Annotated in this window: 17 protein-coding genes; 6 read left to right on the top strand and 11 right to left on the bottom strand. The window is 41.8% G+C overall.

The genetic code is table 11. The features are described 5' to 3' along the window. Window positions 1-16 precede the first annotated feature (16 nt). Window positions 17-544 (top strand): chromate efflux transporter ChrB, encoded by a 528-nt coding sequence (gene chrB, locus C6Y03_RS05825; protein WP_106039026.1) that lies wholly within the window; start codon window positions 17-19, stop codon window positions 542-544. A 21-nt stretch (window positions 545-565) separates the two neighbouring features. Then, on the top strand, window positions 566-1,099 hold the full coding sequence (chrA, locus tag C6Y03_RS05820; protein ID WP_060597737.1) for a chromate efflux transporter ChrA: 534 nt from the start codon (window positions 566-568) through the stop codon (window positions 1,097-1,099). Between the two features lie 35 nt (window positions 1,100-1,134). On the opposite strand, the gene C6Y03_RS05815 is transcribed toward chrA, so the two are convergent. Further along, window positions 1,135-2,454 carry a UDP-glucose dehydrogenase family protein gene (locus tag C6Y03_RS05815; RefSeq protein WP_066031633.1) on the bottom strand — a complete coding sequence of 440 codons (1,320 nt, stop codon included), beginning with the start codon at window positions 2,452-2,454 and terminating at the stop codon, window positions 1,135-1,137. A gap of 116 nt (window positions 2,455-2,570) precedes the next feature. Further along, on the bottom strand, window positions 2,571-2,714 hold the full coding sequence (locus C6Y03_RS19135) for a YwzD family small protein (RefSeq protein WP_003214884.1): 144 nt from the start codon (window positions 2,712-2,714) through the stop codon (window positions 2,571-2,573). A 186-nt stretch (window positions 2,715-2,900) separates the two neighbouring features. On the opposite strand from C6Y03_RS19135, the gene C6Y03_RS05810 reads away from it, so the two are divergent. Together C6Y03_RS05810 and C6Y03_RS05805 are read left to right on the top strand one after the other, a co-directional pair. Beyond that, entirely contained in the window at window positions 2,901-4,508 is a 1,608-nt protein-coding gene (locus C6Y03_RS05810; protein WP_106038988.1) for an SWIM zinc finger family protein, read from the top strand. Next, entirely contained in the window at window positions 4,495-7,272 is a 2,778-nt protein-coding gene (locus C6Y03_RS05805) for a DEAD/DEAH box helicase (protein ID WP_034660231.1), read from the top strand. Before C6Y03_RS05810 ends, C6Y03_RS05805 begins: the two co-directional genes overlap by 14 nt. 70 nt (window positions 7,273-7,342) lie before the next feature. On the opposite strand, the gene ytvA is transcribed toward C6Y03_RS05805, so the two are convergent. From ytvA to C6Y03_RS05790, 3 genes are all read right to left on the bottom strand, one after another. Continuing rightward, window positions 7,343-8,131: a YtvA family blue-light photoreceptor gene (gene ytvA, locus C6Y03_RS05800; protein WP_034660232.1), complete on the bottom strand. Its 789-nt coding sequence runs from the start codon at window positions 8,129-8,131 to the stop codon at window positions 7,343-7,345. 152 nt (window positions 8,132-8,283) lie between these two features. Next, window positions 8,284-9,144 carry a Cof-type HAD-IIB family hydrolase gene (locus C6Y03_RS05795; protein ID WP_223260734.1) on the bottom strand — a complete coding sequence of 287 codons (861 nt, stop codon included), beginning with the start codon at window positions 9,142-9,144 and terminating at the stop codon, window positions 8,284-8,286. A 401-nt stretch (window positions 9,145-9,545) separates the two neighbouring features. Next, complete coding sequence (locus C6Y03_RS05790; protein WP_034660233.1) at window positions 9,546-9,902, bottom strand: hypothetical protein; 357 nt, start codon at window positions 9,900-9,902, stop codon at window positions 9,546-9,548. Window positions 9,903-10,019: 117 nt separating this feature from the next. Between C6Y03_RS05790 and C6Y03_RS05785 the strand changes: the two genes are divergently transcribed. Then, window positions 10,020-10,430 carry a YwpF-like family protein gene (locus C6Y03_RS05785; RefSeq protein WP_003215215.1) on the top strand — a complete coding sequence of 137 codons (411 nt, stop codon included), beginning with the start codon at window positions 10,020-10,022 and terminating at the stop codon, window positions 10,428-10,430. 27 nt (window positions 10,431-10,457) lie between these two features. Here C6Y03_RS05785 and mscL read toward each other — a convergent pair whose 3' ends face one another. Both mscL and fabZ read right to left on the bottom strand, forming a co-directional pair. Continuing rightward, window positions 10,458-10,853, bottom strand: coding sequence for a large conductance mechanosensitive channel protein MscL (mscL, locus tag C6Y03_RS05780; RefSeq protein WP_034660234.1), 396 nt, complete (start codon window positions 10,851-10,853; stop codon window positions 10,458-10,460). A 126-nt stretch (window positions 10,854-10,979) separates the two neighbouring features. Further along, window positions 10,980-11,414 carry a 3-hydroxyacyl-ACP dehydratase FabZ gene (fabZ, locus tag C6Y03_RS05775; protein WP_012011512.1) on the bottom strand — a complete coding sequence of 145 codons (435 nt, stop codon included), beginning with the start codon at window positions 11,412-11,414 and terminating at the stop codon, window positions 10,980-10,982. Window positions 11,415-11,632: 218 nt separating this feature from the next. Here fabZ and C6Y03_RS05770 point away from each other — a divergent pair, with 218 nt between their 5' ends. After that, window positions 11,633-12,688 carry a tetratricopeptide repeat protein gene (locus tag C6Y03_RS05770; RefSeq protein WP_106038987.1) on the top strand — a complete coding sequence of 352 codons (1,056 nt, stop codon included), beginning with the start codon at window positions 11,633-11,635 and terminating at the stop codon, window positions 12,686-12,688. A 14-nt stretch (window positions 12,689-12,702) separates the two neighbouring features. Here C6Y03_RS05770 and C6Y03_RS05765 read toward each other — a convergent pair whose 3' ends face one another. From C6Y03_RS05765 to spoIIID, 4 genes are all read right to left on the bottom strand, one after another. Continuing rightward, complete coding sequence (locus C6Y03_RS05765; RefSeq protein ID WP_003215031.1) at window positions 12,703-13,521, bottom strand: flagellar hook-basal body protein; 819 nt, start codon at window positions 13,519-13,521, stop codon at window positions 12,703-12,705. Window positions 13,522-13,551: 30 nt separating this feature from the next. After that, window positions 13,552-14,391 carry a flagellar hook-basal body protein gene (locus tag C6Y03_RS05760; RefSeq protein ID WP_003215293.1) on the bottom strand — a complete coding sequence of 280 codons (840 nt, stop codon included), beginning with the start codon at window positions 14,389-14,391 and terminating at the stop codon, window positions 13,552-13,554. A gap of 124 nt (window positions 14,392-14,515) precedes the next feature. Next, a complete protein-coding gene (gene mbl / locus C6Y03_RS05755) occupies window positions 14,516-15,517 on the bottom strand; it encodes a cell shape-determining protein Mbl (RefSeq protein ID WP_012011515.1) in 1,002 nt (333 codons plus the stop codon). A 184-nt stretch (window positions 15,518-15,701) separates the two neighbouring features. Further along, window positions 15,702-15,980: a sporulation transcriptional regulator SpoIIID gene (gene spoIIID / locus C6Y03_RS05750; RefSeq protein ID WP_008343327.1), complete on the bottom strand. Its 279-nt coding sequence runs from the start codon at window positions 15,978-15,980 to the stop codon at window positions 15,702-15,704. Between the last annotated feature and the right edge of the window lie 110 nt (window positions 15,981-16,090).

Genomic DNA, 16,090 nt, shown 5'->3' with positions numbered 1-16,090 from the left:
TGAACTCATCATCGCTATGGTGCGAACCGGTATTCTCGGTTTTGGCGGAGGCCCTTCCGTCATACCGCTCATTCGCCATGAAGCGGTGGTGAAATATCAATGGATCAATGATGACGAGTTTGGAGAAACACTCGCCATCGCCAATGCATTACCAGGTCCGATCGCGACCAAAATGTCGGCATATCTCGGCTATCGATTGAAGGGCGTATCCGGCGCAATTGTCGCAACAGCTGCTCATATTTTACCGACATGTCTCGCCATGGTGGCACTCGTCACACTTGTCAGCGTCTTAAGCTCCTCACAAATCATTCAAAATATGATTGGCGCCGTGACACCAGTTATTGCCGTCCTGCTCGGGATCATGGCATACGAGTTTGGACAAAAAACGATGAAAGGCTTCGGAATGATCTTCGGTATCGCTCTATTCCTTCTTGCCTTTATCGGACTGCAGGTGCTGTCCATTCATCCAGGAATCATTGTCATCATCTTTTTATTCTATGGCGCCTTTCATTTCAAACTGACAACGCTGGAATCGAACAAATAAAGAGAAAGGAGTGTCTTCATGATGCTGATTCTCTTTTTATTCTGGGCATTCTTCTTGTCCAATCTATTAGGATATGGCGGAGGGCCTGCATCCATCCCGCTCAATTATGAAGAAATCGTCAATCATTTTCATTGGATGACGAACGAAGGGTTCTCCAATATGCTTGCATTAGCCAATGCACTGCCAGGACCAATTGCTACGAAGATCGCGGCATATGTAGGCTATGACGTCATGGGCTGGCCGGGCTTTATCGTGGCACTGCTTGCAACTGTACTGCCATCAGCCATTGGATTGATTTTATTGCTCAAGCTGATTGACCGCTTTCGCCAATCCCCTGTCGTAAAAGGCATGACCTTATCCGTACAGCCCGTCATTGCGATGATGATGCTTTTATTAACATGGGAAATCGGCGGAGATGCAGTGAAAGCCATCGGCTGGACGCAATCATTCGCCATTGCCGCGATCTCCTTTTTCTTTATGACCAAATTCAAAATGCACCCCGCCTTTCTCATTGTGGCTGCCTTTTTATATGGCGGATTCATTCTGCCGCATTAAAAAAACCGATAACATGGCCTGTTATCGGTTTTCTTTTACATATAAATTGGAGAAACCGGTCTGCGCCCAATCGAATGATACTCGATCCCTGCTTGTTCTGCCGCTTCAAGCGTGTGACAGTTTCGCCCATCAAAAATAAGCGGCTGTCTCATCCATTCCTTGTAGGACGTGAGCGGAAACGTCTGAATCTCCGTCCACTCTGTTAATATACAAACTGCATGGACATCCTTTATCGCTTCTTCAATCGTTTGAGCAAACAAGACTTGATCCGGCAGTTCACGAGCGGCATGACGTGTAGCAACAGGGTCATAAGCCACAAGCTCCGCGCCTAATTGATGGAGTTCATGAGCGATCGGAACCGACGGCGCCTCCCTCATATCGTCTGTATTCGGTTTAAAGGACAGGCCAAGAAGCGCAATTCGCTTCCCTTCAAGATTTGCCCCCAGTCTCTCCTGAATGCTTCGGATAAAACCAGCTCGCTGCTCATTGTTTACTTTAATGACAGCCTTTAGCAGCTCAAAATCGTGGGACACATGCCCTGCGATTTGGACAAGTGCATTTGTATCCTTTGGAAAACAAGAACCTCCGTAGCCAATCCCCGCCTTGAGAAACGAAGAACCGATCCGCTGATCGAGCCCCATTCCCCGCGCAACCCATTCAACATCAGCACCTGTTTTTTCACAAATGGAAGCAATCTCATTCATAAAGCTGATTTTAGTCGCAAGAAAAGCATTTGATGCATACTTGATCATTTCGGCACTTTTTCGGTCTGTTTTGACCACTGGCAGGTGGAAATCAGCATACATCTCCTCTAGCTGGTCTAATACGGCTTTTGTTTCAGCCCCAATGACAAGCCGATCTGCCCTCAAAGTATCTGAAATGGCAGAGCCTTCCCGTAAAAATTCTGGGTTAGATGCAATAGATAACGGCTCATTCCGTCCTAATTCTTGATGTATCATCTGATCGATTTGATCACCCGTTCCGACAGGCACCGTACTTTTCACCACAAGAACCGCACCTGATTTCGCTTTTGTGCCCATCTCCTTTGCAGCCCGAAACACATACTGTAAATCAGCTTGGCCGTCTGCCTGCTGCGGGGTGCCGACCGCAATCATTAACACATCAGCCCGCGGGTAGGCTGCCGCTCCATTTATGTAAAATTGAATTCGTCCTTGCTCAAGATTGCGTTTCAGCAATTCTTTTAATCCTGGCTCATACATTGGTGGATGTCCTTGTTTCAGCTGCATGACCTTTTTCCGGTCAATATCAATACACGCCACATTGTGCCCTGCCTCCGCTAAACACACACCTGTGACCAGCCCCACATATCCACAGCCTGCAATTGCAATATTCATGACACCATCAGCTCCCCATACGCCTTATGCTTGTAATGACATCGTATGCCGGGAGCTTTCGTTCCATTCATAAAAGCATACAAAAACCCCCTGCCATCACTAGCAGGGGGTCACTTTTATGAAACAAGACCATTTCGAATATGAGCAATCAGATTTTCAAGCATTTCTTTTGTGGTGACATCATTTGAATTCTCACCAATATCATGAGCGTACATCAAAATTTTTAAAAACTCTTCTTGATTTAAACCCTTATTGTCCATGTCTGTATCCTTTCGATTCCACTAATTTCATTATTATATGCTGTATGGTTGGTTTATGCAATACTCTAATACATCATTCGACAGCTTTTGAAATTTATGACCATTTTCATGAAAAACTTTTTTATAAATCACCATTGAGCTATAATAAAAGAATTGGAATCTTTTACTTGGTTAGGAGCGGATCAAATGCTTCAGCACAACATCAACGAAGAAGAAATCAAACAAACAGCCGAACAGCTCAAAGAACTTCTTCCTGCAACAGATGAAAACAAACAACTCATCAAAAAAGCATTGATTACTTATAGACAGGACAGTGTATATCGTCTCAAGCAAGAATCTGATACGGAATGGTCAGCTTATGTACATGATGTCGTGGCAGCAAGAGTCCACCTTCATGTGCTGTTTCCTGTGAGAAGCAGCTGCTCATGTCCGGCAGATGGACTTTGTAAACACATTCTCGCTGTCTTCTTTTCGCTATACGCTCAAGTAGAGAGTGTGACCGGATTTACAGAAAATTGGTCAGAAAAGGATGAATTACAACGTAGCAAAGAATTGATTCGCCAGCACTTCCAAGTGAAGCGCCCAGACGAACAATCACTCCAAAGCTGGCTGAATTTTTTCCAAGAGGAATTTAACCTCTGGCTGAAACGGACACCAAAGCACCAGCAAACACCGCAGCATTTGTATTACGGCTATTTATCAATCCTAAAAAAACACGCACCTCATTCACCTGAATTCAAGAGTTTGTATGCGATTCATACCTCAATCGATGTGTGGTTAAGGATTCATCAATTGATCGACCTCGACCGGCTTGATGCCGAGAAGGATTTTTATTCCATGAATCCATATGTAGAACAGCTCATGAACACCATTTTCGATTCAGTGGATCACTTGAAGACATACGCCCTTTCCTTTTCCCTCGATCCGTTTCTTGAAAACACACCAACTGCCGTTCGGGCACTTCTTCAAATAAACGGACCTTTCCAGCATGAACGAGTAGCGGTCTTTATGGAGATTTGGGGCACCATATTAAATAGAGGGAAATGGGTTAAAAAAGAAACAGAATTACTGAAGAACGCTCAGCAGCAAGAACAAACGGTTGAACGTACCATCGGGCTGATGCACATGGATTATTTACAGAAAGAAGACGAAAGCCTCTTTCAGCAATTACAGCTGCTCAATGCAGATATGCTGCCAAATGTGCTCAATTGGCTGAAGGATCTCACAAACCGCAAGGACTGGAAGCGGCTCAAGCTCTGGTATCATGAGATCACCTATATTTTAGAGGAATATTGCCAGCTCGACCTTTCCTATAGAGAACTGCGAGGAGCCGTCAGTGATTTCTTCTTTTATTTAGACGCATACTTTAAGCAGACGAAGGATCATCATTTATATGAACGCTACCTCCAAATCTGCATGCCCTATGCGTTTACTGAATATAGTCAGCTATTATATGCACAGCAGCGTTATGCAGAATGGATTGAGATTCACAGCCTTGTTGGTTTCTCCATCAGTGAACTGGAGAAGGATCTGATCAAACAAATTGCAAAAGAGGAGCCTGAAGCGCTCATTCCATCGTACCACCGTGAAATCTCACTGCTTCTCGATCAAAAGAATCGAAGTGCTTATCGAGAATCTGTGAAAATGCTAAAAAAACTGCGCTCCCTTTATCATAAAACGAAAAAAACCGCGATTTGGGAAAGATATGTCAAGCAGCTGCAGGATTCAACGAAACGGCTGCGTGCGTTCCAAGAGGAAATGAAGAAAGGAAAATTAATTGATGACACGCCATAAACAAATTGTCATTCATGCAGAACAAACAGAAGATTTCTCTTTCACCATTTCAGCGCAAGCAGAGGACGGACACCCTGTTCCACTTAATGAAATGAAGAGGCAGCTTTTCCAATGGCACGAATCGTCTTTTTACGGAACATTTTTAGAAGATGTGAGCTTTATTGGCACACCTGCCTTCCTGTTAAGCCCTTGGATGACCGTTGAATTGTTAGGAAAAAATTCATTTAATACCTTTAGTCATGTGACATTAACGGATGAAACGGAACCACTGATGAAGACAGCCTCCACCATTTACGAATTCATCGAGGACGAAGATTTCATTCCCGATTACGAGGCGTGGACAGAAGGTGTGCTTCGGTTTAAAGACAAAGAAGGACTATTAGATGGCTATACGGCTGATTGGTTCTCCTTTGCCGTACAGGATTACATTCAATATGATGATGCCTTGCAGCACAAATGGAACCGCATGACAGCACAATCGCCTGCGCTCTCATCCTTCCAAGGACACTTTTTAGATGAGCAGGATTTCTTGGAGACGATTGGCTGGATTGATGACGAGACGCCTTTCACTGTCGGCTTGCGCTTAAATGAACCGGATTTCGACGGAGATGATTGGAAAATCGAATTGTTTTTGCGTGATAAGAAAAACAGCGACCTTCACTTTTTTGAGGGTATCCGTTCATTGAAAAGGTCTTGGCATCCGTATCAAGATAAAATCTCAAGAGAGCTGGAGCGATTCAGTCAAATTGTACCTTGGCTCTCTTTCACATCTGGCACCACGCTCATGTCAGAAGACGAAGCATGGCTCTTCCTGTCTGAAGCAAGTGAAACACTTGTGAATATGGGCATTGAGATCCTGCTCCCATCGTGGTGGCAAATCGTCAAAGAAAGCACCATGATGCTAAAAGCAAGGATTTCCTCTACCCCGCGAGGCGAGTCGCATGTCGGAATGGATGCCTTGATGGACTTTAATTGGCGCTTTGCTACAAACGGCATCGAACTGACAGAAGATGAGTTCAACGAGCTTGTCCAAAGTAAACGGCGCCTTGTCAACATTCGAGGGCAATGGATCAAAATCGATCCAACCTTCATCCAGCAAATGAAAAAATGGATGGAGCGCGCCGAAAATGAAGGGCTGCACATGTCTGATATTTTGTCACGCGAGCTGGCAGATCAAGAAGCATCCTCTGAATCGATACCAGAACTGCTAGACAGCTCAGCATTTGCACATATTCAATTTGAACTTTCGTCTCAATTAAGAGGACTTGTCCATCAGTTAAATGATACGCATGAGCTGCCTTCCTACGAAATGAGTGAGTCCTTCAAAGGCACACTAAGGCCGTATCAGCAGCATGGTGTCAACTGGCTGTTATTTTTAAGATCTCATGGATTCGGGGCTTGTTTAGCAGATGATATGGGCCTTGGAAAAACGATTCAAATGATTGCGTATTTCACATATCTGAAAGAGCAGAAGCAAAATGCCGCTCCATCTCTCATCATTGCGCCGACCTCTGTTTTAGGAAACTGGCAGCGAGAGCTTGAAACCTTCGCACCACATTTGAATGTCGCTCTGCATTACGGGCCATCGCGCCCTCAAGGGGAACACTTTACAAAGGCATACGAGTCAACAGATATTGTCCTGACGTCTTATGGACTCTCACATTCTGATCGTGATGAATTAACGTCAGCAAAGTGGGATACGATTTGTTTAGACGAAGCCCAAAACATCAAAAACGCCCATACGAAACAATCGAGAGCGATCAGACAGCTCAAAGGGCAGCATCATATTGCCCTTAGCGGGACACCTATGGAAAACCGTTTGACAGAGCTTTGGTCCATTTTCGACTTCGTCAACAAAGGATATCTCGGCAGCCTGACGAGCTTTCATAAGAAGTTCGTCCTGCCGATTGAAAAAGACCGTGATGAAAAAAGAATTGAACAGCTGCAGCAGCTGATAAAGCCCTTCCTATTAAGAAGAACAAAGCAAGACGAAGAGGTCGCCCTGAACCTGCCTGAGAAACTCGAAGAAAAAGAATTCATTCCGCTATCCGCTGAGCAGGCTTCTTTATATGAACAGCTCGTGAAGGATACATTCGAACACATGGCTTCGTTAACAGGAATGCAGCGGAAAGCCATTATTTTAAGTATGCTTGGCAGACTCAAACAGATTTGCGATCACCCGGCTCTCTATTTAAAAGAGAGTGGAACAGATGTGAAACTGCTGAAACGTTCATTAAAAATGGATAAACTCGCAGAGCTATTAAAAGCAATACATGAGCAAGGAGAAAGCTGCCTCATCTTTACGCAGTATATTGGAATGGGGAACATGATCAAGCAGCTGGCGGAAAAGATGTTTGGAGAACCAGTTCAATTTTTAAATGGCAGCCTGTCAAAACAGGAGCGGGATAAAATGGTGGATCGCTTCCAGAAGAAAGAATTCAACATCTTAATTCTCTCTTTAAAAGCAGGAGGAACAGGACTTAACCTAACTGCCGCAAACCATGTCATTCACTACGACAGATGGTGGAATCCTGCTGTGGAAAACCAAGCGACAGACCGTGCTTATCGGATCGGACAAAAACGATTTGTTCACGTCCATAAGATGATCACAACGGGCACGATTGAGGAAAAAATCGATCAAATGCTCGAAACAAAACAAACGTTAAATGATCAAATTATCCAAAGTGAAAGTTGGATTACTGAGCTATCGACGAACGAACTAGAAGATTTATTCACATTAAGTGCGGCCGCTCAATCATCTTAATCCCAGCAAAAAGAGGACTTTTCTCAAACATGATGAAAAGTCCTCTTTTTTCATTTCATATGAACATAGGTTAAATGTGCAGCTTTTTCAATGCAGATTTCACGTTCATATACGTATTCAATTCACGGAAGTCCTCTCTCATTTCTCCCATTTTCATCGCAAGATTCGGTTTAATTCCTGTCACAATGAGTTCAGTACCAGTCATTAAAATTAAATCGTTCAGCTTAAAAATTGCATCTGCCACAAATGAATCCACTTCTAATAAACCAGACAGATCGACAATAAAATAATCGTCCTTGGATTGAGAGATATAGGTGGAGACTGTTGAGATAATTTTATGAAATCTTGGCGCTGTTAACGTACCAATGATCGGTAACACAGAAATACCATCTTTCACAGGAACAATTGGAACAGAAATATTCAGCACTTCATCAATCGATTGCTCAAGAAGCTCCTGCTGTTCCTTCTCTTTCGTGACATCTTTTTGCAGACCAACGAAATAAAGACGTTTTCCTTCATTTTCGTCAATCCAAAGAGGAGCCACACTTAACTCATTCCAAAACATCTGTCCAGATTTTTTATAATTTTTCAGCTGAACAGTGACAGCCTCTTTGTTCTCAATAGCTGTTCTAATTTGATTGAGAGCGATTTGCTCGGTTTCATTTCCTTGAAGGAAACGACAATTCTTCCCCAATACCTCGGGTTCTTGATAGCCTGTCATATCTAAAAAGCCCTTGTTCACATATATTAAAGGATTATCAGGTAAAGACGGGTCCGTCACCGTCAGGCCAACCTGAGTATAATCTAAGGCTTCCTTGATTAAATGCAGATTTTCGGACTTATAAGATTCCAGCGCCATTCGTTTACTCTCCTTAATTTCTTACAAGCGGGTTATGTTCATAATTAAATTATATGATGTTCCACATCAGGTGTAAATAGAAGTAGTTCTGAATTCCTCTTTTGTAGAATGCGCTTTATCCTATGTGATTTATACAACGACATCCGATTCATCTATTTCAAAAGGTGTCGAATCATATGCGCCACACCATGTTCATCATTTGTTAACGTGACATGATCAGCGATTTCCTTCATATCCTGTCTCGCATTGCCCATCGCAACCCCAACACCAGCTGCTAGAAGCATCGATTCGTCATTTAAACTGTCTCCTACAGCCGCTGTCTGGCTTAAAGGAATACCAAGTCGTTCTGCCAGCCTTGTTAATGCCTGCCCTTTAGATGCTTCCTTTGAACCAATTTCAAAGTTATGATCGGCTGAACTAACCATTGTGACATCTGAATCATCACCAAACATATCCCATCCTGCCTTCAATCTGTCTTCAAAGAAAGAGAAACCTAAGATATTGTAGAATGAAAGCTTTTGATCCTCACGGAACAATTCTTTATATGTATCAATATAAGAAAAACCTGACTGACTGTATTGAACTTCTGCCGCTTGTTTTAAAATATTTCGATCCGTTTTTGGATTAGCACTTTTTAAGCGGTCCATTTCAATCGCAAGAAGCTCTCTGCCGCGATTCGGTGTGAAAATGGCTTCGTTTGTAAAAACTTCATAATAATAGTCACGTTCTTCAAGCCATGACAATATAAGTTTGGCCTTTTCTTCGTGTAAAACAGCTGAATGGTACACTTGTCCAGCCGGATCATGAATCACAGCTCCATTGGCACTAATCACCCATGTATTCATACCAAGCTGATCAAAAATAGACCTCACATCAAAATACGCTCTTCCTGTTGAAACGACAACTTCCATTCCATTCGCCGCTGCTTCCTTTAATGCCTGCTCATTTTCCCGACTCACTTTGTGTTCACTGTTCAATAAAGTTCCATCTAAATCCGTTGCGATCAATTGAATGTTTGTCATCGTTCTCTCCTTTTTGTCTCCATTTTCGGCTATCATACCGCTGATAAAATCCATCATCATTATGAAATGAGTATCCACTATTTGCAAGAGGTGATCGGTTTATCAGTGAATAAAAGGGTACCCGGCCACGCTACATGACCGGATACACACAAGGGGATTTACAGGGGACACATGACCTATACAAAGAAGCTATGGTTCTATTACGCAGTGTTCTTATGCACAAGGCAGCGTCTATCAGCTTTAGCTAGAGGGGGGCTGTCAGATGCTAGACGTTACCTTTTGTTTCAGACCGTACCTCCTTTCCTTTCAACTGCCCTTAGTCTACTGAGAAAGGTCGTATGTGACAAAACATGAAAATGACAAAATGATCTCTCAAATTCTCTATTTCCTCTTTAATTTCTGTTTTTTACTGCTTGAGTATAAAACATCATCTTGTTTTGTTTGATGAAAAACTTATTTTTCATAAATTGATAAAAAACGTCTGAATGAATCCAATTACTAGAAGGCATGTGAATATAATCAGAACCGTCCCACGCAAACCAATAAAAACAAAGCTGCCCGTCATGAATCGACAATTGAAATTCAAAGCAGTCCATTTGATCCTCGGTGACGTATTGAAACGTGAGTGACTCGCCTTCTTCCATGTACACATCACAAAATGAAAGAATGTCTCCCCACGAATAAACGCGCATTGTGCTCTTTGCCTTCTCCTCGCCAATATGTATGTTTCGCAATTGATAGGACTCCATAAAACATCTCCTTTCACTCATATACAGCTCGTTCTAAGCAGGCAGCGGTTTCATTTATACAGATGTTGTATGCTATAATAATACTTACGAATAATGAACGCTTGTGAGGTGATAAATATGAAAACCTTTAGGCTGATTGATTTAAAAATCGAACTTGATCCAAAGCAAGATAAAATGTCCAGCATTCCCCTTCGTGACGGTTTAATCATTAATAAAGAAGATGGTGAAAATCACTGGATGATCGAGGCACTCATTCCAAAGAAACATAGACAGGTGTTTGAGGTGCTTTTTCAGCAGCACACTGAAGTGAAGATTCTTGTGACGATCACAAAAGAAAACAACCGCCCTGTTCATCTATCTGTCCAAGTCAAAAACATTGTTGCTTTAGAAGAAAACATTTCTGTGCTGCTCGATGGTAAAATGATTACAAACCGTTACAGAACAGAAACCGAAGAAGTACTAAAAGACCTCGTCAAAGAGGGGCTTTCCGGAGAAAAACTGCTGGATGCATTTAAACAAAACACATAAAAAAGAGCGGGATTAGCCGCTCTTTTTCTATTGCACATCTTTCGATTGGCTTTGATTTTTCAATAGATCTCTAATTTCAGTTAGTAAAACTTCCGTTTGATCCGGCGTTTCTACAACCTCTTCTTCCTCTACCTTTTTCCGTTTTAATTTATTCAAATAACGAATAAAGATAAAAATGGAAAACGAGATAATCAAGAAATCAATCACTGTTTGAATGAAGCTCCCATATAAAATTTGAGCAGATCCGATCTTAATAGATAGACTGCTAAAATCATGTCCCCCAATAATAATACCGACGAGCGGCATGATCAAATCATTCACAAGAGAAGTGACAATTTTGCCAAATGCTCCCCCAATGATGACACCTACAGCCAAGTCAATGACATTTCCCTTGACTGCAAATTCTCTAAATTCTTTCAGCATCTTTTATCACCTTCATCTTTTTTTGTCTAATATGACGTTTTTTTGTCAAAAATGCAAGTCCTGATCCGTTCAGGCTGGTCGTTTCCATATAAAAAGCGATTCATCCTTGATGAACCGCCAGGCAAATCATGATACTTTAGGACCGATAGAAAATGTTAGTTCTGCTTCACATGCAACTTCGCCATCTACTGTAGCTACTGCTTTTCCTTTTGCAACCGGACCTCGGAGACGCGTCACTTCTACCTCTAAACGAAGCTGATCGCCAGGCTTCACCTGTCTTTTGAAACGGCAGCCGTCAATTCCTGCAAACAAACCAATTTTCCCTTTGTTTTCTTCTTTACCTAACATAATCACCCCAAACACCTGTGCAAGTGCTTCTACAATAAGCACACCCGGCATGACTGGGTATCCTGGGAAATGACCATTAAAAAATTCTTCGTTCACTGTGACATTTTTAATCCCAACCGCTCTTTTCTCTCCCTCAACCTCTAAAATACGGTCGACCAATAAGAATGGATAACGGTGTGGAATAATGTCTTGAATTTGCTGAGCATCAAGCATATCTTGATCTCTCCTTTTTTCTATATCGATGATCTTCATTTGATTCCTATAGAAGTATATTATGAATGCTCGTATTTTTCAACGTCCGCTCTGCATATATGGTAAAAAATAGAATATATCATTACCTATTGTCATCAAATATAATCCACACTACACTCATTGTTTTTTCACAAATATGGTAATATATATTACATCATTGATTGAATAAGAGGGTAAAAATGAATTTTATGAGTGATAAATCCATTAAAAAACTTCTCCATTCGTGGTATACAATGCTGAAGCATCGACATTTTTCGAAGGCTGAAGAAATCAAAACAACTCTATTAAAGCATAAACGTAAAATATCAAAAAAACAGGAACTCTATTTACATTATCAGCTGATGCTTTTTCGCCATCAGCTCTGGATGAATCAGACAGAGGACCTAGAAAAAATCAAACATGAACTGATGCAGCACAAAGATGATATGAACGAAGAACTGGCCTATTACTTTCACTTCTTTCTAGGGCTCTACGAAGCTTTAAACAGCGATCAAAATGATGCGATCTACTATCTCGAAAAGGCGGAAGAACGCCTGTCATTCCTTAACGATGAGCTGGAGGAAGCAGAGTTCCATTTCCGAACAAGTGGTGTTTATTATAACAACCGCTATTCGTTGTTATCAATTCGTCATGTTCAAAAAGCCATGGATATCTTTGCAAAGCATGGGGATGATCATAGCCTCTATCGTTGTAAAATTGTGCTCGGCCTTAATTATAGCGATCAAAAAAAATATGAGGAAGCAGAAGCTATTTTTATTGAGATCATCGAATACGTGAAAATCATTGATGATCAAGAATTGCTCGGTATCGTTTATTATGACGCTGGCTTTATTCAGTCGAGACAAAATCGTCACAAGAAAGCGCTGGAATACTTTAAAAAAGCACTTCGTCTCCCAGCATACCGGAAGTCCGCACACTCCTATATATCGTGCCTCTACGAAACGGTGCGTTCTTGTTATAAAGAAAATTTAACCGATGAAGGAATGAAGTATATTCAAAAAGGATTAAAAGAAGCCGTTGTTTCTCAGTTTGATATTTTAAGAATCAAGTTCCAAATCTTATTTCTTCTCTACAGCCAAACGCCAAAGGCAGATGAGCAGATCGCAAGGCTCGTCACATGTCTTGAACGAAAAGAAGCTTGGATTGATCTTGAGGATCTGCTTGCCGATGTCTCAGATTTTTATAAAAAAAAGGGCGACTTTGAGCGAGCCGCCTTTTTTATCATGAGAGGCTGATGTCAACCTGCTCATTATCGAATTGTATTCACTAATCCAAGCATCTGATCACCCATCGTAATCGTTCTTGAGTTCATCTGATAGGAGCGCTGTGTTGTCATGAGATCTGTTAATTCTTTAGACATGTCCACATTCGACGTTTCAAGTGCACCTTGCTGAAGTTGAATCGCTTGGCGGTTTGCTCCATTTAGTGCCGTTAATGCACCTTGATAAGTACCGTCAACTGAGAACAAATTATCTCCTTCAGAGACAAGTGCTGAAGAGTTATTGACTTGTACAACACCTAGATTCACTTGCTGATTCGGTTGATTATCTCTTGAAATGGCTGTCAGACGTCCATTTTTATCAATTGAAATATCACGGAAATTCGCATTTAAGACGATTTCATTTCCGTTTTCATCAAGAATCGGATGGCCTTCGCTAGTGACAAGCTGCACTTGATTACGATTATTGCCTGGCTGTAAGTAAAGAGAACCATCTCTTGTATAACGAATATTACCGCCGACATTGACCTGCATATACTGAGATGGCGCTCCAAATGCAACATCAAGATCACGGCCTGTTTCTTTAATCGAGCCTTGCAGCGAGTTAATGGACGCATTGACCATCGTACCCGTACCAAGCCTTAGTCCATCAGGTGTCAGACGACTGTTTGCCACCTGCGCATTTTTTTCATCCACCTGGTTGAACTGTTGTCTGATCAGCTCTGAGAAACGGGTATTTTTCGCACGGTACCCTGTTGTTTCACTGTTCGCGATGTTATTACTGATAATATCAAGCTGCTTTTGCACTTCGTTCATTGATACAGCTGCATTGATCATCGTTCTAAGCATGAGAATCCTCCTTTCTTTGTCATTTCTTGATTAGTACACTCTGCCAATTTCATTTACTGCTTTTTCTAAGCTTTTATCATACGCCTGAACCACTTTTTGGTTTGTTTCAAATGCTCGATAGGCGGTTGTCATTTCTGTATATGATTTTGTCACATCCACGTTCGACAGCTCCGATACACCTTGACTTAACGTATAGGACATTTGACCGTTATTGACTGCGCTTGGCAGGGGCTGGTTATCAGCTGTACGGTATAAATCATTTCCTTCTCTCGCTAAGTTCCTTGTATCCATCGCAACACGTACATCAATTTGCCCGAGATTTTGTCCATTTTCACTCACAGTTCCATCTGCGTTCACTTTGAAATTCTCACTCTGAACCGTGATTGGCTGACCTGTCACAGAAAGAAGGGCACGCCCATTGATAGTCAACTGATTTTGTGCGTTCATTGTAATTGAGCTGCTTTTCGTATAACGAACGCCTTCTGGGGTATTGACCGCATAAAAGAGCGCTGATTTCTGATTGGTCTCCGGATTGATCGGCACATTATTTTCGACTAGTGCTACATCCGTTGTTTGATCTGTTGTTTTTAAAGTTCCTTGTGTAAATTGAGGGATTAGTTCCTGCATATATGTTCCCGTATTAATGCCGCCAATCGGCGTTTGCTGCGGAACACTAAAACCTTTTCCTGAGGAAGTTTGAAAACGTCCTGACTCCATTCGGCTTAGCAGCATTTCTGGAAATGCCCGCATGGTCCCCTCATCCGCTTTATATCCTGGCGTATTCGCATTTGCGATATTATTTGAAAGCATTTCTGTCCGCCGCTCTTGAGCGATCATGGCAGATGTTGCGGTGTATAGTCCTTTTAACACGTGCTCACCTCATTAAAATTCTTTCACATGACCTAAACACAATCTTCTATGAAATATATCGGCATATTTGCAGGGTTCTTTAATAAAAATCCCCCATTCTTTCGAAAAAGAATGAGGGACATCATTAGCTGAGTTTACGCTTTGGCAGCTTGTCCATATTATCAAGCATGACGCCAGTACCAACAGCTACACAATCCATCGGATTCTCGGCAACGAAAACTGGTACTTTCAGCTCTTCTGCAAGCAATTGATCAAGCCCGTTTAGAAGAGCTCCGCCACCTGTAATGATGACGCCGCGATCAATAATATCAGCTGATAATTCAGGCGGTGTTCTCTCAAGAACTTGCTTCGCAGCCTGAACAATCGCAGATACAGATTCACGCAATGCTTCTTCTACTTCTTTGCTTGTGACGGTAATCGTTCTTGGTAATCCTGTCACCATGTCTCGTCCACGAATTGAAATCTCTTCGTGACGTGCGTCTGGGAATACCGTTGCAACTTGGATCTTAATATCCTCAGCCGTGCGTTCACCGATCAACAGCTTGTACTCTTTTTTAATGTAGTTGAGAATTTCCAGATCAAATTTGTCTCCAGCCATTTTAATAGAAGAGGCGGTTACAATGTCACCCATTGAGATGACAGCGATATCTGTCGTTCCGCCTCCAATATCTACGACCATGTTTCCACTTGGCTGAAAAATATCCATACCAGCACCAATAGCTGCTACTTTTGGCTCTTCTTCAAGAAATACATGCTTACCGCCGCTTTTTTCAGCAGCTTCTTTGATCGCCTTCTGCTCAACAGATGTAATGTTTGTCGGGCAGCAGATGAGCATACGCGGCTTAGAGAACAGCCCTTTCACATTTAATGAATTAATAAAATGCTTGAGCATCGCTTCAGTTACTTCAAAATCAGCGATTACGCCATCTTTTAATGGACGAATCGCAACAATATTCCCAGGCGTACGTCCAACCATACGTCTAGCCTCTTCTCCAACAGCCAAAACTTTCCCGCTGTTTTTGTCAAGAGCTACAACAGATGGTTCATTTAACACAATTCCTTTTCCTTTGACATGAATCAGTACATTGGCAGTACCAAGATCAATTCCAATATCCCTAGCAAACATCTATATATATCCTCCTTGAAAATCTGTTTCCATAGCAAATACCACATTCTGCCCTAATTATATATTCTATCATAATTTGCAGAAAAAAAGATATTTCTTTACAAAAGTCTTTACAAAATTTGTGGTTAGAAACTACCGATATGAGGAAGATATATATGTCATGTTTATGAACAAAGAACTAAGCTTACTGTTTCACAGGCTCGCCTTCTAAAATTTCTTCTTTTTTATACTTTAATTTAGTGGCTTCTCCTCCTCGCAAGTGGCGGATTGATTTATGATAATCCAGTATCTCCTTCACTTCATTAGCCAGATCTGGATTAATTTCTGGCAGTCTTTCTGTTAGATCCTTGTGTACAGTACTTTTAGAGACTCCAAATTCTTTCGCAATTACACGAACGGTTTTCTTTGTCTCCACGATATACTTTCCTATCTTGATTGTTCGCTCTTTGATGTAATCGTGCACACCACTCGACCTCCCTAAAATGGATGTGAGAAGTGTGAAATGAGATCCGTATCAATATTATCCATTTTCAGGGGCGCTTGTTCGTCTTAATTTCTCATCCATTAGGTAGT

Source organism: Bacillus sp. LNXM65, assembly GCF_002998575.1.
Lineage (GTDB): Bacteria > Bacillota > Bacilli > Bacillales > Bacillaceae > Bacillus.
The sequence above is the reverse complement of the archived record's forward strand: the minus strand, read 5'-3'. Positions and strand labels throughout refer to the sequence as shown.

Excerpts from the sequence above, each read along its gene's own strand:
- C6Y03_RS05790 (WP_034660233.1), bottom strand. The coding sequence starts at position 9,902 with ATGGAGTCCTATCAATTGCGAAACATACATATTGGCGAGGAGAAGGCA.
- C6Y03_RS05805 (WP_034660231.1), top strand. The coding sequence starts at position 4,495 with ATGACACGCCATAAACAAATTGTCATTCATGCAGAACAAACAGAAGAT.
- mbl (WP_012011515.1), bottom strand. The coding sequence starts at position 15,517 with ATGTTTGCTAGGGATATTGGAATTGATCTTGGTACTGCCAATGTACTG.
- C6Y03_RS05770 (WP_106038987.1), top strand. The coding sequence starts at position 11,633 with ATGAATTTTATGAGTGATAAATCCATTAAAAAACTTCTCCATTCGTGG.
- C6Y03_RS05815 (WP_066031633.1), bottom strand. The coding sequence starts at position 2,454 with ATGAATATTGCAATTGCAGGCTGTGGATATGTGGGGCTGGTCACAGGT.
- C6Y03_RS05810 (WP_106038988.1), top strand. The coding sequence starts at position 2,901 with ATGCTTCAGCACAACATCAACGAAGAAGAAATCAAACAAACAGCCGAA.
- mscL (WP_034660234.1), bottom strand. The coding sequence starts at position 10,853 with ATGCTGAAAGAATTTAGAGAATTTGCAGTCAAGGGAAATGTCATTGAC.
- chrB (WP_106039026.1), top strand. The coding sequence starts at position 17 with ATGGTGCGAACCGGTATTCTCGGTTTTGGCGGAGGCCCTTCCGTCATA.
- chrA (WP_060597737.1), top strand. The coding sequence starts at position 566 with ATGCTGATTCTCTTTTTATTCTGGGCATTCTTCTTGTCCAATCTATTA.
- C6Y03_RS05785 (WP_003215215.1), top strand. The coding sequence starts at position 10,020 with ATGAAAACCTTTAGGCTGATTGATTTAAAAATCGAACTTGATCCAAAG.
- C6Y03_RS05765 (WP_003215031.1), bottom strand. The coding sequence starts at position 13,521 with ATGCTTAGAACGATGATCAATGCAGCTGTATCAATGAACGAAGTGCAA.
- C6Y03_RS19135 (WP_003214884.1), bottom strand. The coding sequence starts at position 2,714 with ATGGACAATAAGGGTTTAAATCAAGAAGAGTTTTTAAAAATTTTGATG.
- fabZ (WP_012011512.1), bottom strand. The coding sequence starts at position 11,414 with ATGCTTGATGCTCAGCAAATTCAAGACATTATTCCACACCGTTATCCA.
- ytvA (WP_034660232.1), bottom strand. The coding sequence starts at position 8,131 with ATGGCGCTGGAATCTTATAAGTCCGAAAATCTGCATTTAATCAAGGAA.